The sequence below is a fragment of the Xanthocytophaga flava genome (genome assembly GCF_030068545.1).
Taxonomy (GTDB): Bacteria; Bacteroidota; Bacteroidia; order Cytophagales; family 172606-1; genus Xanthocytophaga; species Xanthocytophaga flava.
Genome location: NZ_JASJOR010000015.1, coordinates 118,820 through 144,577, shown reverse-complemented (window position 1 = coordinate 144,577; position 25,758 = coordinate 118,820). Strand labels below are relative to the sequence as shown.

10 protein-coding genes are annotated in these 25,758 nt (G+C 39.0%); 3 read left to right on the top strand and 7 right to left on the bottom strand.

Annotation, left to right across the window (positions count from 1 at the left end; translation table 11 throughout):
* Window positions 1-23: 23 nt before the first annotated feature.
* A complete protein-coding gene (locus tag QNI15_RS21550) occupies window positions 24-3,404 on the bottom strand; it encodes a DEAD/DEAH box helicase (RefSeq protein WP_314033437.1) in 3,381 nt (1,126 codons plus the stop codon).
* 208 nt (window positions 3,405-3,612) lie between these two features.
* Between QNI15_RS21550 and QNI15_RS21545 the strand changes: the two genes are divergently transcribed.
* On the top strand, window positions 3,613-7,362 hold the full coding sequence (locus tag QNI15_RS21545; RefSeq protein ID WP_314033436.1) for a sensor histidine kinase: 3,750 nt from the start codon (window positions 3,613-3,615) through the stop codon (window positions 7,360-7,362).
* 370 nt (window positions 7,363-7,732) lie between these two features.
* Here the strand turns inward: QNI15_RS21545 and ppk1 are convergent, their stop codons facing one another.
* From ppk1 to QNI15_RS21520, 5 genes are all read right to left on the bottom strand, one after another.
* Window positions 7,733-9,826: a polyphosphate kinase 1 gene (gene ppk1, locus QNI15_RS21540; RefSeq protein WP_314033435.1), complete on the bottom strand. Its 2,094-nt coding sequence runs from the start codon at window positions 9,824-9,826 to the stop codon at window positions 7,733-7,735.
* Window positions 9,827-9,955: 129 nt separating this feature from the next.
* Complete coding sequence (locus QNI15_RS21535; protein WP_314033434.1) at window positions 9,956-12,166, bottom strand: sensor histidine kinase; 2,211 nt, start codon at window positions 12,164-12,166, stop codon at window positions 9,956-9,958.
* Window positions 12,167-12,668: 502 nt separating this feature from the next.
* Window positions 12,669-14,693 (bottom strand): alpha-ketoacid dehydrogenase subunit alpha/beta, encoded by a 2,025-nt coding sequence (locus QNI15_RS21530; RefSeq protein WP_314033433.1) that lies wholly within the window; start codon window positions 14,691-14,693, stop codon window positions 12,669-12,671.
* Between the two features lie 383 nt (window positions 14,694-15,076).
* On the bottom strand, window positions 15,077-15,805 hold the full coding sequence (locus QNI15_RS21525) for a head GIN domain-containing protein (RefSeq protein ID WP_314000962.1): 729 nt from the start codon (window positions 15,803-15,805) through the stop codon (window positions 15,077-15,079).
* 219 nt (window positions 15,806-16,024) lie between these two features.
* Window positions 16,025-17,059: a PorP/SprF family type IX secretion system membrane protein gene (locus QNI15_RS21520; protein ID WP_314033432.1), complete on the bottom strand. Its 1,035-nt coding sequence runs from the start codon at window positions 17,057-17,059 to the stop codon at window positions 16,025-16,027.
* A gap of 553 nt (window positions 17,060-17,612) precedes the next feature.
* On the opposite strand from QNI15_RS21520, the gene QNI15_RS21515 reads away from it, so the two are divergent.
* Window positions 17,613-22,214: an Ig-like domain-containing protein gene (locus QNI15_RS21515; protein WP_314033431.1), complete on the top strand. Its 4,602-nt coding sequence runs from the start codon at window positions 17,613-17,615 to the stop codon at window positions 22,212-22,214.
* Between the two features lie 303 nt (window positions 22,215-22,517).
* Here the strand turns inward: QNI15_RS21515 and QNI15_RS21510 are convergent, their stop codons facing one another.
* Window positions 22,518-24,785 (bottom strand): aconitate hydratase, encoded by a 2,268-nt coding sequence (locus tag QNI15_RS21510; RefSeq protein WP_314033430.1) that lies wholly within the window; start codon window positions 24,783-24,785, stop codon window positions 22,518-22,520.
* A gap of 606 nt (window positions 24,786-25,391) precedes the next feature.
* Here QNI15_RS21510 and QNI15_RS21505 point away from each other — a divergent pair.
* Window positions 25,392-25,757 carry a hypothetical protein gene (locus QNI15_RS21505; protein WP_313982509.1) on the top strand — a complete coding sequence of 122 codons (366 nt, stop codon included), beginning with the start codon at window positions 25,392-25,394 and terminating at the stop codon, window positions 25,755-25,757.
* The last annotated feature ends 1 nt before the right edge of the window (window position 25,758 follow it).

Here is a 25,758-nt window from a genome sequence, read left to right as displayed (position 1 = left end):
GAAAAATAGAAAGTACAGATCTATTAACCAAGCAGGGCCAATAGATCCATACGTGAAAGGGATTTCAGCATATCTGAGTCTGTTTTAATCAGATCACCAACCAGATCCTTTTTCGTCTCCTGTAATTTCATGATTTTTTCTTCGATGGTATTGGGACAAATCAGTCGCACTGCCACTACATTTTTCTTCTGTCCGATACGATAACACCTGTCAATAGCCTGATTCTCTACAGCAGGGTTCCACCAGGGGTCAACCAGATAAACATAGTCAGCTTCAGTCAGATTTAGTCCTATTCCACCTGCCTTCATGCTGATCAGGAATACACGGACATTGTCCTCTGTTTGAAAAGTCTCTACCTGTTCAGCTCGGTTTTGAGTTTGTCCGGTAAGGTAGGCAAAAGAAATATTTCTGCTTTGCAATTCTGTTCGGATTAAGTCGAGCATGGTTACAAATTGCGAGAATACAAGTATCTTATGATAGGGGGACTTATTCTCAATCTCTTCCAATAATGCGTCCAGTTTTGCAGAGGCTGTTCCATAATAGGCTTCATCACTAAGCAGTGCAGGTGAGTCGCAAATTTGGCGCAGTTTGGTTAGCCCCTGTAGGATGTGCATAGTTTCCCTGGTAAGGTCGCCTTCGTCTTTTGTCAGAAGGAAATTGCGAAACTCATCGGTATACGCATTGTACAGATTACGTTGTTCAGTTCCCATTTCACAGTAGATCACCATTTCTGTCTTTTCAGGTAGTTCATGGGCTACTTGCTTTTTAGTGCGCCGTAATATAAACGGATGAATTCGTTTTTGTAACTCCCGTGCTCTCTGACTGTCTTTAAACCGGTCGATAGGGATTGCATAGATATCTTTAAAGCGTTGACGTGTGCCCAATAATCCAGGGCAGGCAAAAGACAACTGGCTATATAGATCAAAGGTGTTATTTTCAACAGGAGTGCCTGTCAGTACAATCCGGTTTCGGGATTGTAGCATACGTACTGCCTTATATCGTTGCGAATCCGGATTCTTAATGGCTTGGGATTCATCCAGAATCACATAGTTGAATGAATAATGTTTCAGAAAACGAATGTCTGACAACAGAGTCCCATAGGTAGTGAGAACAATTTCATAGGCATCAAACTGCCGGGGATTTGTGATACGATATGCTCCATGCAATGTCAATACCTGAATGGATGGAGCAAACTTTTCAATTTCTGCCTGCCAGTTAAAGATAAGAGAAGTCGGGACTACTACCAGGTTCGTATTTTGCTTTACTTTATTCCGTTGAGATAAGATAAAGGCAAGAACCTGAATTGTCTTTCCCAATCCCATATCATCTGCCAGACAACCTCCAAATCCAAATTCATCCAGAAAGTGTAACCAGTTTAATCCCTGATGCTGATAGCTTCTAAGGGTTGCTTGCAAATCATGGGGAACAGGAACTGTTTCAATAGTATCAAAATGAGCTATTCTGGATCGTAATGTTTTGAGCTGGTTTTGCACATCAGCGGACAACATATCCTCATCATAGAGTTCTTCTATCAGGGAGAAATTCACCTTCGCTGTTCGAATGGATTCGTCCACAACCTCACCTGCCTGGAAATAAGAAGCTAACTTCTCAATCCATTCCTGAGGAAGAATGCCTTGCGTGCCATCTCCCAACTGTACAAATTTACTTTTGTTACGAACTGCCTGAAGCAAATGTTTTAGTGAAACCTTCTCTTTTCCATAACGGATAGTGACTGTCGTATCAAACCAGTCAATACCGCTGTTTACAAGGATAGAAATTTTGGCTTTGTTCTGATTGAGAGAATTGTTCTTTATATCATTGAAGCCAAATATTGTAATATTCTGATTGGTCCATTCTTCAAATACATCCAGAAACCAGTCTTCATTGAGGAAGTCTTTTTTGGGCAGGAAGAAAAAGTCTTTTCCTGCCTGAGTCATAAAGTCCAGATGTTGTCGGAATATAATGGCAGTAAACCAGCGTTCAATTGTCTCGTTTCGGTCAACCATAAACGGCTTACCCAACAAATCGAGTGAATAGATTTGCTTTTTCGAAAGTACAGGCACCTCTACTTCTCCATATCTGATCACTGGAGTAATGAGTACATAATTTTCCCAGTCTGACAGATAGATAAGGTATTCAGGTGCATTCGTGAAATTATGTAGTGCCAGTTGCTGAGGAGTCGCCGGTTTTACATACGAGTAAATGATTTGAATCTGGTTTTCCAACCGGGAAAGGATAGTCTCTCGAAAACGTTCATATCTGGATTGATGGACAATCAGAGAATTATGGTGTTTTTTGAAAAAGCTGATTAGTCGTAACAGATCCGGATTAGCAATAAGATAGAGTGTATCTGCTATTTGAATAAAGTAGTCATACTTAATTTGCAGGGTCTTTAATGCATAAGCTCTTTCTTCCAATACAAGTTGGCCTGTGATTTCAAAAAACTCTCCCTTCTGATCAACTGACAAACGCATCTCAGAAGTCATTACCTTTAGCTGGATAGGGACTATAGAACTGGCATTAATCTGACTGGATACATTGGCATCATGGTAAAAGAAATCCAACTCCAATGGATTCTTAATCAGTGCTGTCAGACCTTCTATGTCTGTTTCCGATTTGCTGGAATCGTAGTTGTGTTGAAATTTGGCAATAGCTGTATAAAAACGTAACTCATCTGTCTGATTGGTGGTCCATAACAGATCCAGAGGATTAATACTTTCCAGAGGACTTTTTACTTTACCCTCACGGGTTACTCCTGTTTTAAGCAATTCTACAGTCAGATGGTCATAGTACTTGTGTTTACGAAGTACAACAATGTATTTTGCGTTAACTGCCGAATGAGTAGTAGTAGAGAGAATAGATTTTGGATTGGAGAATAACTGCTCCAATATATTTGCCTGGCTGGTTTCATTTACTGGAAAGAGTTCTTTCATGCGTGGTTTGATAGAAACATCTCTGCCTGTATATTCTAGTTCGAAGAATTTATCCAGATTAGTTACTTGTTCCAGACCATAATCTATAGCAATTTGCCGGATTCGGGTGTGACGTAGTTTATCATCAAAGAAGATTCGAAGTTCATCTCTCTTCACTAGATTATACAGTACTTGTCTCTGCGATTCACACAATGAAGACTCTGAGTGGTTACAGGTACAACGCGCAATGATATCATTCGTTTGCTGATGAATAGTAACCTGAGCAATTAATGGATGAGAAAACGAAGCGGAATCTAGCGATATGGAAGTTGGGACAAGATCAAAAAAGCCTCGGGTATCAATGGGGGGATGTATACTACTATGTGCTTCAATCACTGTAGAAGTAAGCGTTGTAAGTACGTGTCCTTCCAGAATATAGAAATGTGGTTCATTCGTATCGGGTAAATACTCCTGTAAGTTTTCAGATAGCATGTTGTCTTTTCCTTTTCTGCAACAGTCAATGTTATTTGAGGTGGAAAGTTAATGCATTTCATGCTTCTTTTCTGTATAAAAGAAGTTAGCTTTCTATTTAAAGGCGAAGGACGAGTAATTTGGCAAGCGGTTTGTGCAAAAGTATGTAAGAGTGCCAGACTGCGGAGAGATCGTGAATACTGTTTTATTTTGTAAAACCTCTACTTTTGTGAAAATACTTCGAATGCATACAAAGTTCTGGAATATCCTGCGAACCTATAGTTTAGTATTGGTGCTTCTCATACTAGCTGTAGGCCTGAGTTGGTTTTATAAAGCCTATTATCATGATGATGCCCGACAAAAAGTAGAAACACTCCGTATTCAGGTTTGGCGGGAGATTGCCAGAACTGAGCAGGAGCAGATTGAGATAGAAAAAGAATATATGCGGAAAAAGCTTCCAGGCCCTGCTGTTCTTGATGTTTCTCCTACTCATCCATTCTGCATTTTTAAAGAAGGTAATCTGGTATATTGGTCAGATAATCGCCTGGTGCCACAGTATAACCAGTTGGCGAGTGATCAGAAAACACGTTTGGTGAGTTTGAAAACAGGAAAGTTTCTTGTGAACAAGCGAGCCTTTAAGTGGGTAAACGATGATATTGAGATATTTTCATTGATTTCTCTGCAACGTCGGTTTAAAATAGAAAACGATTATCTTCAGGAAGGATTCAACCACCGGATCATTCCTTATTCCAATGTACAGCTTGGAACAGAGCTATCCCGTAACGGTGCTAATATCTATTCTCCGGACGCAGTATATCTGTTTTCTCTCGAATTGCCCGAACAAGTACCCGAATCTCAGAGAAAAACATTTTTTATACTCTTTTCTGTAGCTCTGATGGCATTTATAACGGGTGCTGTATGGCTTAAAAACTTTCTCTCAAAAATACATTTACATCCATCACCTTTCCGATACGAAATAGGTTTTGGTCTGTTAGCTGGTTATCTGTTATTGTTGCGATTTTTGATGCTTCGGTATTCTATTCCCAATGCATTGATTGAAACAGAGTTTTTTAATCCCAGGTACTACGCCTCGTCCCGTTATACTCCTTCATTGGGAGACTTGTTATTAAACTGCTTTACAGCCCTTGGTCTGGTTACTTATCTGATTCGATATTTTTTTCGGTCTCAGACTTGTAAATTAATACTACAACTGCCACAACGTTCTAAATGGATGTTGACTGTAGGATTGATGGTTGTGAGTTTTGGTTTGTTAACTGTTCATTTTTTATTTATTCGGACTTTATCTCATTACTCGCAGATTAGCCTGGATATTACAGAAAGTATTCATTTTCCTGATCCACGAATTCTGGCACTGGTTACCTTCGTACTAAATACCATCTTATTCTTTTTAGGTTCTTATCTGATTGTTCGTATCCTGATGCCATTTCGGTTATCCTGGTATGCATTATTTTTAGCACTGGCAGTTGCTGTTAGCCTCTATGATGTTGTTGCCTGGTTTATGGGTGAATTGCATCCGGAGATACTTATAGGTGGTAGTTTGTACTTACTTATTTGTTATTATTTCCAGTTGTCCCGTTTACTGGTAAAACTGACTTACAAGATTTCGTTGTATTTTTTCCTGACAGCCGCTTTATGTGCTGCTTTAGGTGCCTGGGCAATATATGAAATGGAACTGGATAAGCGATTGACAGATAAGCGAGACTTTGCCAATCAATTATTGTCTGAAAATGATCCGTTGGGAGAATATTTATTGAATGGTGTAGCTGATGATGTTCGCAAAGATGAATTTATACAATCCCGTTTTGTTGGACCGTTTATCTCTAAAAATGACATTATAAAGAAGGTCAAACGCTACCTGGGAAGTTATTTTGACAGATACGATGTAAAAATCAGTGTCTTTGATCCCTATGGCTTAAATTTAAAAGGAGATGATTACCCGCAGAGTTACGCTGATTATGTGGTGAATTTCCAACGTATGGAGAATGGAAAATATGTGTATGGGACAACCTACGACCATTTGTATTTTATGCCCTCCATGGGTGGTTCTGTCATCAAACAGTACGTAAGTCTGATTACGATTATCCGGCAAAGTGCAATCATTGGATTCATTGTACTGGATCTTCAGCAAAAAAGAGTAGTTCCAACCAATGTTTTTCCCGGATTGCTACTGGATAAGCGATTTGTTGCTTCTCCTGCTGCTCGTACATATAGCTATGCCATTTACGATCGTGATAATCTGGTATACCATGAAGGAGAGTATAACTATGAAAAGTATTTCAATACCAAACGTCTGCATAGTAAAGAATTATTTGAAAGTAGTTTGGTAACAGATGTTTATCAGCATGTGGGGGTAAAGAACGACAATGGAAGAGTAGTTGTAGTCTCAGCCTTAAAATACAAGTATGCCAGTATCTTCAGTAACTTCTCTTTTCTGTTTCTGATCCTGGTGCTGATAGTGGGTGTGTATGTTATTTTCTACATCTTATTTTTCCAGACGCCTTATGCCCGAAGTGGGTTTGCTACCCGTATTCAGATATACCTGAACCTGGCATTCTTTTTACCGCTGATTACAGTAAGTGTGATTACAGTAAGTCTGTTAAGTGCTAACTATCGGGAGAATCTGACACAGTCTTATCTGGATGTAGCACAGAATATCGCAACAGAGCTTCGCTTCCGGCTGGATGATTTGTGGCAAAAAGGAGTGAATATAGATACGTACGAGCCAGAAATCAATGAACTAGCTCGTTATACCCGATCAGACGTCAGTATTTTTGATCGGGATGGAGAACTTATGTTATCTAGTCAACGACAGATCTATGATGATGAATTGTTATCTCCCTATATCAATCGTCAGGCATGGCATGCTATTGCCAGACAAAATTATCTGAGTCAGCAATTGAGTGAATCTTTGGGCAACTTGCAGTATAATGCTGTTTATGTGGCTATTCGGGATGCTTCAGGTAAAGACTTGCAAGGGATTCTCAGCATTCCTTTCTTTGATTCCAAAGCAGAACTGGATCAGCAAATCGGGACTGTGTTAGCCACCATTCTGAATATATTTACCTTTATCTTCCTTGGATTTTTATTACTTTCCTACTTTGCCTCACGTATTCTTACTGTTCCCTTAAACCTTATCACACAGAAGTTAGGAAAAACATCTTTGCAAGAAGAAAACGAACCTTTGGAGTGGAAGTCAGAGGATGAAATAGGATTACTGGTACATGAATACAACCGCATGTTACGCAATCTGGAAGAAAGTAAAGAGGCTTTAGGTCGTAGTGAGAAAGAGTCTGCATGGAGAGAAATGGCACAGCAGGTAGCACATGAGATCAAAAATCCTCTGACACCCATGAAGCTTACTTTACAGCATCTGCAACGAACACTCTCCCGACAGGAACCAGAGGCATTGATGCGTGCAGAAAAATCCATTGGTACATTGCTGGATCAGGTAGATACGCTCAGTGATATAGCAACATCTTTTTCTGCTTTTGCCAAAATGCCTATACCCAAAGACGAACAGTTTGATGTAGCTGCTCTTCTACGAAAGATTACAGAATTATATATTTCTGATCCGAAAATTTGCTTTGAGATTTCAATTCCGGAAGGCGTTTTTGTTGTGAAAGGAGATGCTCAATTGATGGGACGTATTTTCACTAACCTGATATTAAATGGAATACAGTCGGTGCCAGAAGGGCGTACGCCTTGTATTGAAGTAGCTCTTGTCTGTCCTAATGGACATGTAATGGTATCTGTAAAAGATAATGGATCAGGTATTCCGGACTCTATTCGGGGAAAAGTTTTTTTACCTCATTTTAGTACCAAAACTTCTGGTTCTGGTATTGGACTGGCTGTAGCTAAACGAGGTGTAGAACATGCTGGTGGGCAGATCTGGTTTGAAACAGAAGCAGATAAAGGAACAACCTTCTATGTTCAGCTTTCCTTATACAAGAAAGAATGACTACATGATTTACTCTAAATTTCGAGTAAAAGAATTTGATTTTGAAGCCATAATAGTGGATTAGAATAAATAAGCTACAAAGAGAGTATATATTACTTCAATCGCGAGTGGTGGTGTAGGTGCGGTGGCCATCTTTTTCCCGCGAGGTTGGCCTTTGGCCTTGCGGGGGGAAGGATCGCTGGAGGTGTCCTTTTTTTGGTTACTTTTTTGGGCAAGCAAAAAGTGACAAGGCGATAAGAAGGGATATGTTATGGATTTTAAACAAATGAAGAAAGAGAGCTTTCATAAAAATTACCTCAAGCCTACACTATTTTCAAAAGTATAGGCTTGGGTTTTACTCAAATCCAACATCCGAGATGACTCATGTAGATTAGTCTATATCTGCTGGAACTGGTTGCTGAGCTTCTTTCAGAAAAGAGTAAATAGCTTGTTGTGCTTGTATAGGTAATTGTGAATTACTTATAGGATGCATTTTCATGTATTGATCAATACTACATGCTTGTTGGTTGTCTGCTAACTGTAATTGAATGATCTGTTGAATCTCAGATTGCAGTGTCGGATTATATAGTGGGAAACATACCTCAACTCGTCTATGTATGTTCCGGTTCATCCAGTCGGCAGAACCCAGAAAGGTTTGAGGCTGACCATTGTTATGAAAAATAAAAACACGCGCATGTTCCAGGTAACGATCAACAATTCTACGTACTGTAATAGTGGGGCTTATATTCTTTTGTTGAGGTATAAGACAACATATGCCTCTGACAATCAAATCTACAGGTACACCTGCTTTACTTGCTTCATACAGCTTATCAATCATATGTCGCTCCTGCAGATTATTCAGTTTAATTGTGATCCGGGCAGGTAGTCCTGCCTGATGATTGGCAATTTCCTGATCTATCAAGCTTTCAAATTTATTTTGTAAATTGAAAGGTGCGACTAAGAGATGTTGAAAAGAAAATGATTGATTGACTGGCTGCTCTCTGCTTTGTAAATAGGTAAATAAAGTATCCAGTTCTGACATTATGCCTTCATGACAGGTAAGTAATGCATGATCCGTATAAAAACGGGCTGTGCTTTCATTGAAATTTCCGGTTGCCAGTAATCCATAACATTGGGTCTGTATAGCTGAGGCTTTGCGTTTAACAAGCGCTATTTTAGCATGGACTTTCATGGATGGAATACTATATACAAGATGAATTCCTGCAGCCTGCATCTTTTTTGCCCATTTAAGGTTATTAGCCTCATCAAACCTGGCCTTTAATTCTACAAATACAGTTACCTTCTTTCCATTTTTGGCAGCACTAATTAATGCATTGGCAATAAAAGAATCTGAGGCTATTCTGTAGAGTGTAATCATAATCTGTTCTACAGTAGGATCTATTGCTGCTTCATTAAAAAATCGTAGAACATAGTTATAGGACTGATACGGAAAGTGTAATAGCCGATCACCCTGCTCGATGGAAGTAAAAATTGATTGATTCCAGTCTATGTCTTTATGATGTAATGGGAGTTGAGGGGGATAGTTCAAATGTGCTTGTTCTGCAAGAGGAAGTGAAGAGAGATCTTTGAGATTATGATATCGTCCACCTGCAATCATCTCCTGAGGATTGAGTACAAAATAATCTGCCAGAAATTGTTGTAATGATGTTGGCATACTTTCATCAAATAAGAAGCGGGTAGGAAAGCTTGCCTGACGATCTTCCAGCATCTTGGCAATTTGTTTGTCAATTTCGCCAGAGAATTCATCTGCAATATCTATATCTGCATTTTGATTCACTTTGACACAATAACAACCATAAATAGTTTGGTTTGGGAAAATCTGAGGCAGATACTCCCGAATAATATCGTCAAGAAAAAGGATATGTGTATCTGCATTTGGGTGAGTAATCTTAAAGAAACGGGGTAAAGACGAATGGGGGATATTAAGCAGACTATAACTTATCTTTTCAGGTTGTGCTGAGGTCGAGAACGCTAGTATAAAATACAATACATTGTCAGTGAGTTGAATCTTACCTTTGTGTTCAGGGGTAAGTTGTTCTGGTTGAAGGAAAGATAATATCCTGCTAAAGAAATACTCAGAAATAAATGGCTTATCAATATCTGAAAGGTCTTCCTTGTAATATAGATGAATGGATTGTTGTTGCAGTTCTGGTAGAATCTTCTGCGTAAGTAGTAAACCAAATTCTTCCTGTTGTTTGATAATGGTATGTTGCACCTCTTTCAGTAGCTCTTCTTCTGAACTAAATACGGTAGAAGATAATTCTTCGTTGACAGATAGTTGAGTAATCGCCTGCAGAGAACGCATTCGAACCCGAAAGAACTCATCCAGATTAGAAGAGAAAATAGATAGAAACCGAATTCTTTCAAATAACGGGACTTTGGAGTTGTTTGCTTCTTGCAGTACGCGATAATTAAAACTTAACCAGCTTAGGTCCCTATTAAAATAGTGTGCAAAAGAATTCATAGAATGGTTTGAACATGGGTTGATTAGAGAGCAAGTGTACTAACAAATGATTACAGAAGATAGCGAAAAAGAAAAAATAAAAATATAATAACAATACGTTCTTTTTCTTGTAAAAGAACAATGGAGATATTACAAAGTGGGGATGGGGATATTTTTACAGGGAATAACAACCTGAAATTGGGTAAGACCAGAGGATGACTCCACTAGTGAAACAGTTCCATTTAGCTTAGCTGCCGCACGTTTAACCATAAAAAGTCCCATTCCGGTATTACGATATTTATCAGCAGCTTTACTGAACATATCAAAAATATATGGAACGTCACTGGCTGGAATGCCTATACCATTATCTGTGATCTGAATGACCAATTTATGGTCCACTGCTTGAATACAGATTTTGACATAGGGCTCTTTTTGCTTCAGATCCTGAAACTTAATAGCATTTTCTGTCAGATGGCTCAGCATAAAGAGCAATACATTATAATCTGATTCAAAATAGAGGTTATTGTCGACTTCAATCTGGAAATCAACACGTCCAAAATTGTCAACAAAGATTACTTTGTTAAGGAGATCATCCTGTAACTTATTAAAGTTAATGGGAATGATATGTATTTCCGATTGATTAATCTCATAAGCTACAGACAACCGGGTCAAAATAGAATCCAGATGTAGAGCCTGGTAATATAGTTTCTCGAAATAATCAAGTGCTGTAGTGTCTTTGACATCAATATTAGCAACCAGGCACAAGCCTAATAACCGGGCGAGAGGTCCCCGAATATCATGACTGGTACGATAAATAAATGTATCCAGCTCCTGAACAGCTTGTTTCAGCTTATTAGTTCGTTCCTCAACAATGTATTCCAGTTGGGAGTTGGTTTCTGCCAGTTGTTGGTTTTGAAGCGATATGGTGCCTTGTAATTCCAGCAAGGTTTCATTGGCCTGTGCAAGCTGAGTATTCTGGGCTTCTATTTCTTCTTTCTGTTCCGTAATCTGAGCGGTTCGCTTCAGAATCTTTTCCTCGAGTTCTTTATTTTTTTGAAGGATTAACTGTTCTCTCTCATCAATAGTACTTTGCTCTAATCGTTGATTTTCTGCTATCTGTAATAAGAGTTGATTTTGTATCCAGTCAATACGCTTTACCAGACCCATTGAAAAAATCGAAACCTGGAGGACTGCTCCAATCTGGATTCCATAAGATGCCCAAGGTATTGTGCTCTCCAATAACTGTTGGCCAGCATAGATCAGACAACTAATAAGAAAGATGAGATTGGCTGTCAGAAAATACCATGCAGGTGAATAACCTCTGTGCAAAGCATTGATTGACAAATAAATAAGGAAAGGGATGCTTATAAGCGTAAGAATTATAGACATCATTCTTCCTTCATACCAGTATCCTAGCAGGATGAGGCCTATATTAAGAAGAAACGCAATTAATAAACCATTCGCAATCTTATGGAGCCATGTTGCATATTTCCTTTCAAGATAGGAGCAGCTAAAAGCAATATAGACAAACAATGTTACCGGAGCTGAACAAAACTTTAGATACGTGTCCAGTTTGGGGAAATTTTCGAGCCAGAATATATAAAGATAACCACTATTGGCAGAGATATAGATACATAAGCTCAAAAGGAATGATGCAAAGAGAAGATAAGTAGATTGCCGGAGAGAAACGTAAACAAACAAGTTATATAATAGCATTACCAGCATTGCTCCATAAAAAAGGGCCTGGCGTGCCATGCTTATAGTATATCGGTTCTGATACTCTATTTCAGGATATAGCTTGCTGTTTTTTATGGATCTGACTAGTAGACTTGTGGATGATGGCTTTGTAATTTCTAAACGGAGGTACAATGTTGTTTTCTCCCTATAAAGAAGTTCAAAGCGATGCATATCTTCCAAGCCAATAGATGCATTTTCCTTAGTAAGAGGGTAGCTTATTGTATATTTTTGATCAGATGTAGGTATATACAGAAGCGTTTGCGCTGTTGGTACATTCAGTACAAAGGTTGTATGCAATGAGTCTGTATTATATAACTGAAAACGTATCCAATGAACAGATCTTCTGGATAACGCTGTCTGCTCAGAAGCTGAGAGAGACGAAAAAGGGATAAACCGTTGATTAGTAAGTGTTTTTAAATCTAAGGCTGTATCAGATAGGTTAATAGATGGAAGTAGGATCTGTACATGGTCAGCGATAAAATAACGTGTTTGGCCTTTTTTAAGGGATAGGGTAGATAGAGAATACTGTGCATTCACAGGCATCCCCATAATGACAATGATGACTATACACAAACGCCAGGCACGAATACAAATAGCTTCTGAAAGGAGAAAAAACGCTTTCAATGAATCTCCAGTTTGAAGTGAGACTTTAACAGATCAGATAGAATGCAATGAAATTATTGAATGTTAAAGAAGCAGAATTTATCTGCAAAAAATAAGAGTTCTTACAGACATACACTACAATGCAATAATTAAGAAAAAAAAGTATCTGATTTTTATAGCTCCCTGATTCAGATATATATAGGGTACACCCTGATAACATATTTTTACCTTAATGTTTCAGGAAAAGATTATGTGTGAATAGAAGAAAGAATATCTGTTACAACAATATTCTGTATACTATTGCTCAAAAAAAATAGAGCGATGGGATTAAAAGATGATAGATTAATGAGAGGTAGTGAGGTACTTACTATCAAGGAAGTTGAGCAAATCGTGCTATTTTTCAATGTAAGAAAAATAGGGAAAAGAATAAATTTATAAGTCTTAAAAGAAGGCTTGGTTCTTTACATAAGAAGAATGGTAAGTAAGTATAGTCCAGGTCAGATAGCCTAACCTGGATCATTTGTTAATAGCTTAATAACTGGCCAATAACTTCTGCAATTTTATCTGCTGTGGGAATAGCTGTCTCTGCTAGCTGTTGATTTACAGGAATAGCAGGAAGAGAAGCTGCTCCACAGGTAAATACGGGTGCATCCAGAAAACGGAAACATTGTTGAGTAATTCGGCCTGCCAGCATTTCAGCAAAAGAACCTCGTTGAGATTCCATTGTTACAATCATTGCTTTCCCATGGCGTTTCACTGCTGACATAATTGCATCCCAGTCAAGAGGACTTAATGTACGTAAATCCAGTACTTCTACAGATCCAGGATAGTTAGCTGAAGCTGCAATAGTTCGATGGACACCTGGGCCATAGGTGATTACAACAAGTGAATTTCCTTCATTTCTGGATTCTTCCGCAGAATATTGAGCAATGCGTGATTTTCCAAGAGGTAATACATAATCGGAAGCAGGGGCAGGTGATTCTGCTTCTTTCAAATCATATAAGCTTGTATGCTCAAGAAGGATAACTGGATTTGGATCAACAAACGCAGATTTTAAAATCCCCTTCATATCTGCTGCAGAGGATGGATAGGCGATTTTTATACCCTTAAACTGTAACAGCAATGTTTCAATTCCTACTGATTCAATCGGAACCCGAATAACAGAAGAAACAATAATTTTTCCATTAGATAAGTAGAATGCTTCAGAAAGTCTGTTCAACTGGTTCATTGCCAGAAAAATACTTTTAGTAGAAGGCATGCTGACTATGGGTTTGCAACCTGCTGCTGCCAAACCCATAATGGACCCTATTAGATAGGATTCTGCTGCAGGCATACTTATAACTCGTTCATTTCCATGTTTCTGTGCCAGTCCAGCTGCTTCTCTATGAATACCTCCCAAAGGACTGCCTATTTCCATTCCGGAATAAATTGCTTCCGGATTCTCAGTAAGTAACTCATCTAGTGCTTGTATGGCGGCCTGACGCATGGTGATTTTTTCAGATGCATCTGTATTGCGATTCCCTTCTTCTTCAATAACCTTTGTTGGAGCAAACCGATACAGCATAATATTACCTGTGTCTGGTTGTTGTGATATAGAGGCGTATTCAAAACTATCATTGATAGTTTGTTCAATGTTCTGTCCGATTTTGTCGATGCTCTCTTCTGTTTCTCCTTCAATGAGCAGATAGCGTCTGAGTCTCTCGATTGGCTCGTCTCTCTGATGTAAAGCAAAATTTTCTTCACTTCGGTAAAGTGTATGAGAAACTCCCGAAATATGATCATCCAGCAAAGGACATTTGGCATGAAGTAATACCGGCATTCGTTCCAGACGAGCATAGTCAATAGCTATCTGAACTTTATCATAAGCATCCACAAAGTCGGCTCCATTAATACGTACACGTTTCATACCTTTAAAGCCACCTGCCAGCTCATAGGCATCTACAGCCCGGATTTCATCTGACTTTACAGTGCCTCCCCAGTCGTTGTCCTGCACCAGATAAATGATTGGTAATTTTTTCAAGATGGCAATATGAAATGCTTCACTAATTTCTCCTTCTGTAATAACCGCGTCTCCCAGAGAGCATAGTACAACCGGACGATCAAAATCCATGCGGAGGTTTTGTGATAGCAGGTACATCAAACCCTGGGCAAGACCTGTAGCCGGAATGCTATGTGATCCTGTATAATTTCCCGGTATGGGGATTTGTGGCATATCCTCACGTTGCAGGATAGGGTGGAGATAGGGCATCTTTCCCCCGGAAAACGGATCTTCTTTACGGGCGAGAAGTTGAAGCATCAATTCATAAGGCTGTATCCCCATGGTTAATAACATGGATTCATCCCGATAATAGGGAAAAAGGAAGTCATGGGGTTTCAAATGCATAGCTACTGCAATCTGAATTGCCTCGTGTCCACGGGACGAACTATACTGATAGGGAATTTGATCCGCATTTTTTTTATATACGTTTTGAATGTGTTGGGTTGTACACATCAATTCGTAGGCTTTCTTTAAGGTATCTGCGTTTAATGTCGTGTAATATTTGCTCATCGTCGAATGACTCAGCTGAAAACTGTAATAATTATAAAATTTTTAAGGTGCAAGAAATTATTTTTCCAGACTCTGCACAAGAGTACCGGAGCCCGATACAGGTTGATAGTCTGTGGTCAGGATGTAGGGTATCCATTGAAATATATCTGCAAAAGAGATACATTTTTGTCAAATAGCCAATAGTATGAGTATTGTACTATTCTAAAAATGGGTTTGAAAATACAACTAATTGACAATAATATAGTAATGGTTAAATAAAAAAATCCGGAGAGTTTACCCACCGGATTCTGAAAGTATTTACATGTAATAAATTTAACCAGAACGTTAACTGAAAAAACAAGGAATCATATCTTTATGCATGAGATCCTCATAGAATTTCCAGATTATACTTTTTTTACTTTGCCAATACCGGATGCATTCAATTGAAGCGTTTTTGCATTTCCCTGATACCGTACTCCTCCAACTCCACTGGCACTAATGGATATTTCTTTCTCCGCAGTTACTTCTGCACTACCTACACCACTACAGTTCAAGTCCAGTTTATCTACCACCAGATCAAACGCTTTGAGACTTCCTACTCCTGAACATTTAATCGTTGCATCTTTTGCTGTTCCTGTCAGATTTAAACTGCCTACCCCATCATGGCGAATAGTTAGTGACTGAACATTCAGCGCAAGGTTGGTTTCTCCAACACTATTTACATTCACTATCAGATCCTGTAATTTCAACGTGTTGGTAGTCTGGAGTTTTCCAACATGGTTAAGATTTAGCTCCTGAAGATTCTTAAAAGTGATATAGAGATCCGATTTTACATTGTTGATAGATTGATTTTTGTTTTTATTCCATTTCACCACTAAGCGATTATTATCGTTTTCAACTGTAATATATTGAAGTAGGTTATCATCAATAGACACTTTTACAGATTCTGCATTTCCTTGGATAAGGTGTATGGTAAATACACCTTCAATTTTAATTTCATCAAATGAGCTTACTGAAAATGTTTTTTCCACAATGTGGCCATTGCCTTTAATCCGATCCTGTGCACAGGAGGTAAGATAAATATTTACAATACAACTTAAAATGAATGTGAGAAGAGTGATTCTGGTTTTCATAGGTAGAGCGTGTTGTCAGGTTGATAATGAGTAACTATGTATAGTTGTAGTAGCAAATCACCTATAAGATGAGAATACTACATGGAAAGTTGCATGGAAAAACTATTTTCTATAAAAAATGCAATACAGGTTGACTATACGTACTGTAGATCCGGAATGGGAAGGGTACTTAGAAATAAAAAAGCCGCAATAAACATTATTGCGGCTTTGATATGGCTATTAAAATTTCGGACAAGGTAATCGTTTTACTCTTCTCTTAACATGCTTTTTGGGGGCAGCTGGTGGAAATTCATACGAAAGAGATAGTTCATGTGAACCACCAGTAGCGGTTCCCAGATTGGAAATTGTGAGGTCATAACTATATCCAATGGATAATCCTGATTGTTTAAATCCAACTAAAAATACCATTGCATCATTATTGTTAATTCCTACTTCATAACGTTTAATAGGAAGTCCTCTATACCATAATCCAAACACTACTGGTTCATAGGTTAGATACATACCTACATCGAACTGATCGTATTTGCCTTGGGCTTTGTAAAGGAATACTGGGCTTATACTACGTTCCGGGGCTGTTTTATCCTCTGCCAGCCCATGCTTGGTATTATCATCCAAGGGAATTTTGAACCCTCCATGTACTGTAAATCGCACAGGAAGAGGACTATTTGCCTCTGTATAAGCTTGATTAGGTCGTGTTAGATTACTAGCTGAAAATCCTAACCACGCCCGACTGGTGTATACCATGCCCCCAGCAGAAACGTTCAGATAGTTTAGTGCCGCAGGATTTTTATTAGCCAGATCATCATTACTTGGAAGAGTAAAGCCTCCCTTTCCATCAAATTGATCTCCAAAAGTGAGTCCAAAATAATTAATACTACGGTTTACGTAGGAAAACTGTAAGCCCGCCCGAACAGCTATTAAATCACTCACCTGCAATTCATAAGCATATTGTGCACCTATATCAATCGAATTATACCGTGCAAAGGCTTGCTGATCCCGCATAATAATTAAACCAATCCCACTATTGATCCTGGGCAGATAGGTATCTACTCCTGCAGAATATGTAAGATAATTAGCATCCAAAGAAGGCCATTGATGCCTATAGTTTGCTGTAAGGCGTGTTGCATGTGCTCCCCCTGCCAACGCCGGATTGAGATAAAGAGGATTGGCATAAAACTGTGAGAACTGAGGGTCCTGAGCCCAGGCAACAAGATTGCAGAAAACAATCAAAATTATAGATAAAAGCTTTCGCATGAATATTTGTATACGTTGAGATTATAGAGCACCAATGTAAAGAAACAGACCAATGTATGATTCCAACGCTAAAATTAGAAAAAAATTGAGCGTTGCTCAAAAATGATTTTATATAGTTAACTTGTTTTAAAAGTAGTAGTTCATAGTCAACCAGTTGTCTTAAAGGAAAGTTTTCACAATCAGCCTGATATATCCACAGAAGTAGTCTACTGTCATCAAACCATACAGAATCATGTAATAAACATGCGGAAAATTACTTTTTTACCGTTATTTTGCTGCGTATATCTAAAGATAGAGTTTAGTGGAAAATGGTCTGTTTAGTGCTGTATACATGTTATGATAGACAGTTTTGATATGCCATAACTAGAACGATTTAATCTTTAGATGTATTGATATTCATATTCAGTAGGTTATTGCCTTTATGAAGTCTTAGGCTGTTTCAATACAATTGATACTGAGAGTTAATTATAGATTTTGAGTTCTTATACTTTCTGTTCCAGGTGTTTTATAAAATGTTTTGTGATATTATTCGTTAGTTAAACACAAATCCTCTGTGATCATACAACTTAATTATTCTGATAACAAGACTACTTTACACGTTTCGACTGCTATGGTTCTGGCCTGCAAAAAGATACCAAGGTATCTGCGCTCAGTGAGCTTATTGTGTATTTTATTTATTTCCAGTATTTCTATAATCAATGCACAGTGTCCGGACTTCACTATTCCATCACCATTATGTGCTGGAGGTAACTGTGCTGGGGGCACCCTAATTACTCCTGGTTTAGACACGGCAGGGATATCAGGTTACATATGGTATGTAACACCGCCCAGTGGAGATAAGGATACTTTGTATTCCAAAGACCTTGTGTATTCTTTTGGTGTTGCAGGTTTATATAAGATTTCTCTTAGTGTGATTAGGGGAACTGATACCCTGCGTTGTAGTGAAAAAGATGCTAATGCAGTAGAAGGTGTTGCTGAATTTTCGATAAAGCCTGATAATAACCTGGGAGAGCAAGACGAGGAGATCTGTAAAGGTTCTTCTATCACATTTTCTGCTGGGTTTGATTCAGGTGGAAGTCTCCCCAATGGGGCTAAATATTTATGGTCTACAGGTGATAGTACTGCAACAATTACTGTGGATAGTGCAGGATGTTATTCTGTAACAATTACAGATCCTGCTACAGGTTGTTCCAGAACCAATAAGGTAAATCTCAAACTTTATAAACCTACACCAGATGACCCTCAGAAAAAGAAGGAAATATCCCGTTGGTACTTTGGTAATGGGTCTGGAGTAATTTTCTATAATATATCAGACCCTGAAGCTACTTCAGGAAGCATTAATACTCCGGAGGGTACCTCTGCTGTATCGGATGCATCTGGTAAATTCTTATTTTATACAGATGGTAGAAATGTATATGATAAAACTGGTGCGCCAATGACAGACCTGGGAGGTAATGATGTAATTGCCAATAATGGTTTACATGGTGGTGAGAATTCAACACAGGCAACTCTCATTGTTGCACAACCCGGATGTAGTGATTGTGATCCTGTATATTATGTATTTACTACTTCTGACATATCTTCTACTGGCTCTTTACTAGAATATAGTATTGTTGATATGCGTCGTAATGGAGGATTAGGACAGGTTACCAAGAAAAATGTCAGATTGTTTAACTCCAGTACTGAGAGATTAGCATCTATTAAATCAACAGATACAAGTAGTACTGCTGTTGCTACAACATGGATTGTTACCCATGACTTCAATACCAGTACATTCAGAGTATATCCGCTTACTGCTAGTGGATTAGGTTCGCCTAAGACATATAATGTAGGGAATGTGAATGGGCCTAATACTGAAAATGGGGAGGGATACATGAAAGTATATGAAGATAAGGTTGTTATTGTAATACCAGGCGCAAATGGCGAAGAAAATATTGTACAGGTATTTCCTTTTGATAGCTCTACCGGAGAAGTAAAAGCTCCTCCAATTACACTTACTCTGGGGATAGCACCTCCAAAAGCTTATGGTGTAGAAATAGTAGGTGATAGTACATTGTATGTATCGTTGGCTGGAAGTGGATTGGATAGTTCACGAATTGTTGGTTTTAATCTGGGTTCAGGTGTTGATAGTTTAGTTCAAAAGACAATGCGGTCTATTTATGCTACTACCAGCTTTACAATTGGTGCCTTACAACTTGACCCTACTGGACAGAGATTATATGTTGCTCAGGAAGGGCAAACCTCATTGGGTGAAATAACAGGCCCAACAACTCTTAAGAGTGCAGGCTATACTACTTCTTCCATTACGCTTACATCTACTTCCGGACTTGGTTTACCCAATACAGGTCCTCCTCAAAATGATGGAACTACTGAGCAAAGTTTTTCAATTTCTTCGATTCCTTGTACACTTGAAAATACACCAGTAGTCATCTCCTTCCAGGCACATCCGGATAGAGCAGGTGGTGATGTAACCAAGTCATCCTATGCCTGGACATTTACTACAAAAGATGGAAGTACTCTTATACAAACTATCCCTGATATGGGATTTGGTAAGAATGATAGTGTTTCTGTAACTTTTCCTGGACCTGGACAATACAAAGCTGCACTAACTATTACCAATGATTGTTTGTCTGAGGTTATTGATCCGCAGGATTTTACTATTCCTCTTCAACCACCTCCTACAAACATGCGGGATACTTCTGTTTGTGCAGGAACAGTGGTTAGATTGGATCCATACCGTAATGTACCTGGACCTTCCGGAACTGTGACATATACCTGGATTACTCCAGCTAAAGATACCATTCCTGGTACTGCTGGAGTGGCCACATTTGATGCAACATTACCTGGAGTTTATACAGTGATTGTTTCTACAGGACTATGCTCTGTGACGGATAGTATGCGTGTTAGCTATAGTTCTATCGATGTGAATTTAGGTAACGATACACTTCTATGTAGTCAGAGTACACTAGTGCTGAATGCTGGTAATCCTGGTGCTAAGTATGAATGGTATCAATTAGGTGACCCTCAGGTAAAAAGCACGACTCAGACTTATTCAGTTACTCCTACTACCAATGTTTCCTATTTGGTAAAAGTAACAGATGCCGTAACAGGCTGTACTGATAGTGATACTATTTCTATTGCTGTAAAGAAGAGTCCTAATGTAAAAGTTACTACTACTCCTTCATCAAGTTGTTCTTCTGGAAATGGAATAGCCGAAGTGACTATTATAGACAAAGATCCGGCTGCTACCTACCTATATTCGTGGTCAAGAAGTGATATGTCACCACTAACTCCGTTTTCAGTTGAAAAAGTTGAAGGTCTTAATCCTGGAATTTATTATGTTCGTGTTGCTGGTAGTACAATGTGCGATACTACTATTGTTTTCTCAATAGAAAACTCATCAGCAGATGCACCTCAGTTTATGAGCAACGCACCTGTGCAGTTAACTTGTGATCAAACTACTGGTACATTAGAGTTAACTCCTTCTACATCTAACATTACCTCTTATCAATTAGCAACTACAGATGGATTTGTTGTTCGAAGTGGTGGTGCCTTAACTGGAATGCTTACTATCAGTGGATTATCTCCAGGTTCTTATTTGTTAACAGGAAATTATGGTGGTTCTGGTTGTACATTTTCTTTTACATATGAAGTAAAAGCTGCTCCAGGTAAACCTCAGGTACAAGGTGTGGGCACTGTTACAGATTGTCAGACTGCTCAATTATCAGCGACAGGTATATTGACTAATGTTTCTTTCCAATGGAACAGATTGGATGGTACTGCTATTACAACAAGTGCCGATGGAACTGCTACTGTAACACAATCAGGAACATATATTTTGTCAGCCACAGGGTCTACAAGCTGTGTAGCCAAAGATACTGTAGTTATTACACTAGGTTTACCGGGTACAGCTTCTATTGCAAATTATACACCTGTATGTGAAGGTAGTAGTGTGGTATTGACTGCCAATACTAGTCCTGCTTTTGATAGCTATACCTGGGTTCGTCCGGATGGTACAAGTGTTGCCGGAACCCAGATTACTGCAACGATTCCAGGTGAGTATAAGTTGAGAGCTCGTAATACAGCGACAAATTGTGCTGATTCAGTATTGACTAAGCCATTTTTTGATCCAACTGTTCCACCTACTTCTATAGCACCAATTACAGTTTGTGCTGGAACTTCTATACAAGATCCTGCTGAATTGACTGGATCAGTGAGATGGTATGCAGATGCAGCTAAAACACAGTTTTTAAGTGATTTACTCACTTATCTGTCCACACTCAAGACAAATACTCCTGGCACTACTACTTACCATGTTAGTCAACTTAGCAAAGATGGATGTGAAAGTTCAACCACTCCTGTTACGGTAATAATTATTGAAGGTCCTACAGTAAACCTGGGTAATGATACCACTGTATGTGCGGGTAATCCTGTGGTATTGAATGCTACAGTGTCAGGTACAGGTGTAACATACAAATGGAGTACAGGAGCCACTACGCCTACTATTACAGTTAGCTCGGCAGGTACATATAGTGTGGAAGTGAAATCAGGTTCTTGTACTATAAGTGATGATATTAAAATTACTTATTTACCTGGCCCAGTTGTAAATGTTGTAAGCAGACAGGTAGCACTTTGTATGGATAATAGCACTATAGATTCTGTGGCATTAGATGCAGGACCTGGTATCAACTATACCTATGTCTGGACACTTGCAGGTAGTGCAGTAGTTTTAGGAACTGAACAAAAGTTGACTGTTTCTCAATTAGGAACATATGTAGTTACTGTCAATAATGGTAGTGCATGTCCAGGTAGAGATACTATAAGAGTAGTTAATATCTGTGATCCAATACTAAAACTTCCAGATGCTTTCACTCCAAATTCTGATGGACATAACGATGTCCTGGAAGTGTTCTCAAAACATGTGGGATCGTTTAAGATTATGATTTTCAATCGCTGGGGCGAAGTTGTATATGCTTTTGAGACAACTAATCTATATGAGGCTGTTATAAATGATGCCTTTCCTTTGTGGAATGGTAAATACAGAGGGCAAGATGCTCCTACTGGTACCTACTCATGGCGTGCAGTATACACATCCCGATATTATCCTGAGGGTACTCCAGTGGAGAGGAGAGGTGGTATACTGTTGATTCGATAGTTTATTAATACAGGATTGTGTAAATACAAAGGCCTCTGTGATCACAGAGGCCTTTGTATTTACAGCGACTAGATAATGACCTGGAAGCAGTTGATTAAATAAAAAATAAAGCCTGGCTAGCAAACCAAGATTTCAATTTTCAGGTTGGTATCACTAATCTGTATGATCGTAAATAACTCGTTGGTGATAACACCAACGAGGGGGAGCAGAAGGTGCAGCCTACAAGATGCCTTTGTAGCCTTTATAAATTTGTTTAAACAGCTTCAAAGCTGTACTAAACAACAGCTATATACTAAGCCAAACTTATTGAGCTACCGACTGACGAATGATGTTTAAGGCTGCACCTGCTTTGAACCATTCTATTTGTTGCTCATTGTAGGTGTGATTCGCTTTGATTTCGTCTTTAGAACCATCTTTGTGATTCAGAACGATAGTCAATGGAACACCAGGCGCAAAAGTAGTCAAACCCAGAATGTCAATGCTGTCATCTTCCTGAATTTTATCATAGTCAGCAGGATTTGCAAAGGTGAGTGCCAGCATACCTTGCTTTTTTAGATTGGTTTCGTGGATACGGGCAAAAGATTTAACCAGAATCACACGTACACCCAGGAAACGAGGCTCCATAGCTGCGTGTTCACGGGAAGAACCCTCTCCATAGTTTTCATCACCAACTACAATAGAACCAATACCCGCGGCTTTGTATGCACGTTGTACTTTGGGTACCTCATCATAGCTACCATCCAGTTGACTTTTAACTTTGTTGGTGGCTTCATTGTAATAGTTTAATGCACCAATCAACATGTTATTAGAAATGTTGTCCAGATGACCACGATATTTCAACCACGGACCTGCCATAGAGATATGGTCAGTTGTACATTTTCCTTTTGCTTTGATCAATAGTTTCAATCCTTTCAAATCCACACCTTCCCATGGGGCAAATGGATCAAGCAATTGCAAACGGTCTGATTTAGGATCTACAAGTACCTGTACTTTGCTGCCATCTTCAGCAGGAGCCTGATAACCAGCATCTTCTACTGCATACCCTTTGCTTGGTGCTTCCAGACCAACAGGTTCATCCAGCATTACTTCCTGACCATCTTCATTGATTAATTTGTCTTTCAGTGGGTTGAAAGTCAGATCACCTGCAATAACCATAGCTGTTACAATCTCAGGAGAAGCAACAAATGAACGGGTTGCCGATAAACCATCATTCCGTTTTGCGAAGTTACGGTTGAAGGAAGTGATGATAGAGTTGGCACGATTCGGATCGTCAATATGGCGCGCCCACTGTCCGATACAAGGCCCGCAGGCGTTTGCCATTACTACACCACCGATGCTTTCAAAAATGCCTAACAAACCATCGCGTTCAGCTGTATAGCGTACCAGTTCAGAACCTGGAGTAACTGTAAATTCGGCTTTTGCTTTTAGCTTTTTGGTCGCGGCCTGTTTGGCAACAGAAGCGGCACGAGTCATATCTTCATACGAAGAGTTGGTACAAGATCCAATCAGACCTACTTCCAGCTTTTGAGGATAGTTATTTTCTTTTACAGCCTGAGCAAATTTAGAGATAGGCCAGGCCAGATCCGGCGTATATGGTCCGTTTACATACGGTTCCAGTTCTGATAGGTTCAATTCCAGTAACTGATCATAGAATTTAGCAGGGTCATAATATACTTCAGCATCCGAACGTAAATTATCTTTTACTTTATCCGCTTCTGCTGCTACATCTGCACGACTGGTAGATTCCAGATACGCCTTCATTTTTTCATCGTAGGCAAATACAGACGTGGTAGCCCCAATTTCTGCACCCATGTTACAAATAGTAGCTTTACCAGTTGCAGACATGCTTTCAGCTCCATCTCCAAAATATTCTACAATATATCCGGTACCACCTTTTACGGTTAACTGGCCTGCTACCCACAGAATAACGTCTTTCGCAGATACCCAGCCACTTAATTTTCCGGTTAACTTCACACCAATCAGCTTAGGCATCTTCAGTTCCCATGCCAGACCCGCCATTACATCACACGCATCTGCCCCACCAACACCAATCGCGATCATACCCAAACCACCTGCATTCGGTGTGTGTGAGTCTGTACCAATCATCATACCACCTGGAAATGCATAGTTCTCAAGCACTACCTGGTGAATAATCCCGGCACCTGCTTTCCAGAAACCAATACCATATTTATCTGAAACAGAAGCCAAAAAGTCATATACTTCTTTATTGATATCTTTTGCTACTGCCAGATCTTTCTCTGCACCAACTTTTGCCTGAATCAGGTGATCACAATGTACAGTACTTGGAACAGCTACCTGAGCACGACCTGCCTGCATAAACTGAAGCAATGCCATCTGAGCCGTTGCATCCTGCATCGCAACACGATCCGGTGCAAAATCTACATAATCTTTACCCCGCTCATATGGTTTAGTTGGTTTGCCTTCGAATAAGTGACCATATAAAATCTTTTCTGCTAAGGTCAACGGACGTCCTACCGCCTGACGGGCAGCACTAATGCGCTCTCCCATTCTGGCATAGACACCTTTAATCATTTCAATATCAAAAGCCATATTCAATAGGTTATAAAGTTAAAAGAATCAAATTCTGAAGGTTTGGGCTTCATATATACAAGATTACACGACTGTCACGAAAATACCAAAACCTATTCAATTTTAATGCCACCTGATAGTTACTCTCTTTTTCTAGCATCTCTGAGGTAACCGGTAATTCCCATCTTAAAAGATACTTTTTCCTATAAAATCTTACCTGCCAACTACAGTAGGTTTCTTTCAGACCTTCTTCAATAATCTGTGCAAATGTTACATGCGTACCCAAACACCCTTTTCTTGTATGGGTTTGGGCGGTTACCCCTCGTAAATTGTATATACAGTTTCAGAAGATGTCTGACTGAGAGACGGAATAGGAAAAACCCTCAGGTTACGAAAATAAAGCGGATTTCGCTCAGATAAGTGAATAAAAGACTCAGGCGTATATTCTGATAGGAAATTTGAAATGAAGAAAATACACGGATGATCTCTTTTTGAGACAAACAGAATTATCAACTATACGCAGAATAAGTAAGGGATTTAAAAAAGTCATACAATAAAATATTACGAATAGAAAAGTTAAAAAATTACGATTATCCATAAAACCGGTTTTTTAAACCAGCTCAAGAAATGAAAACGATACAAAAATTCTTACAGGTGTTTCTTCTGATAGCAGGACTGATTATCCTATCAGAAAGAGGTACTGCACAAAATCTGAATCAGTTTTCAGTAGAAGTGCAGCATACAACATCCAACAAGTCAAATGGCAAAATATACATTAGCTTATCAGAGGGTGCTGGCAGCTATACCTTTAAGCTGTATGACCTCTATGACAACGAGAAGAATTTTAAAAAAGTAATACAAAATCACCCTATGCAAACGGGTAAGAAAGAGCTTATATTCAATGGATTACCTGCTTCTGGTTACGTGATACAGGTGATAAAAGATGGAAAGAAACTTATGTTGGGAGGAATGAACGGTTTTATCATTCAATGAT

Coding starts and splice junctions, on each gene's coding strand:
- QNI15_RS21520 (WP_314033432.1), bottom strand. CDS start 17,059: ATGCGAAAGCTTTTATCTATAATTTTGATTGTTTTCTGCAATCTTGTT.
- QNI15_RS21510 (WP_314033430.1), bottom strand. CDS start 24,785: ATGGCTTTTGATATTGAAATGATTAAAGGTGTCTATGCCAGAATGGGA.
- QNI15_RS21530 (WP_314033433.1), bottom strand. CDS start 14,693: ATGAGCAAATATTACACGACATTAAACGCAGATACCTTAAAGAAAGCC.
- ppk1 (WP_314033435.1), bottom strand. CDS start 9,826: ATGAATTCTTTTGCACACTATTTTAATAGGGACCTAAGCTGGTTAAGT.
- QNI15_RS21550 (WP_314033437.1), bottom strand. CDS start 3,404: ATGCTATCTGAAAACTTACAGGAGTATTTACCCGATACGAATGAACCA.
- QNI15_RS21525 (WP_314000962.1), bottom strand. CDS start 15,805: ATGAAAACCAGAATCACTCTTCTCACATTCATTTTAAGTTGTATTGTA.
- QNI15_RS21505 (WP_313982509.1), top strand. CDS start 25,392: ATGAAAACGATACAAAAATTCTTACAGGTGTTTCTTCTGATAGCAGGA.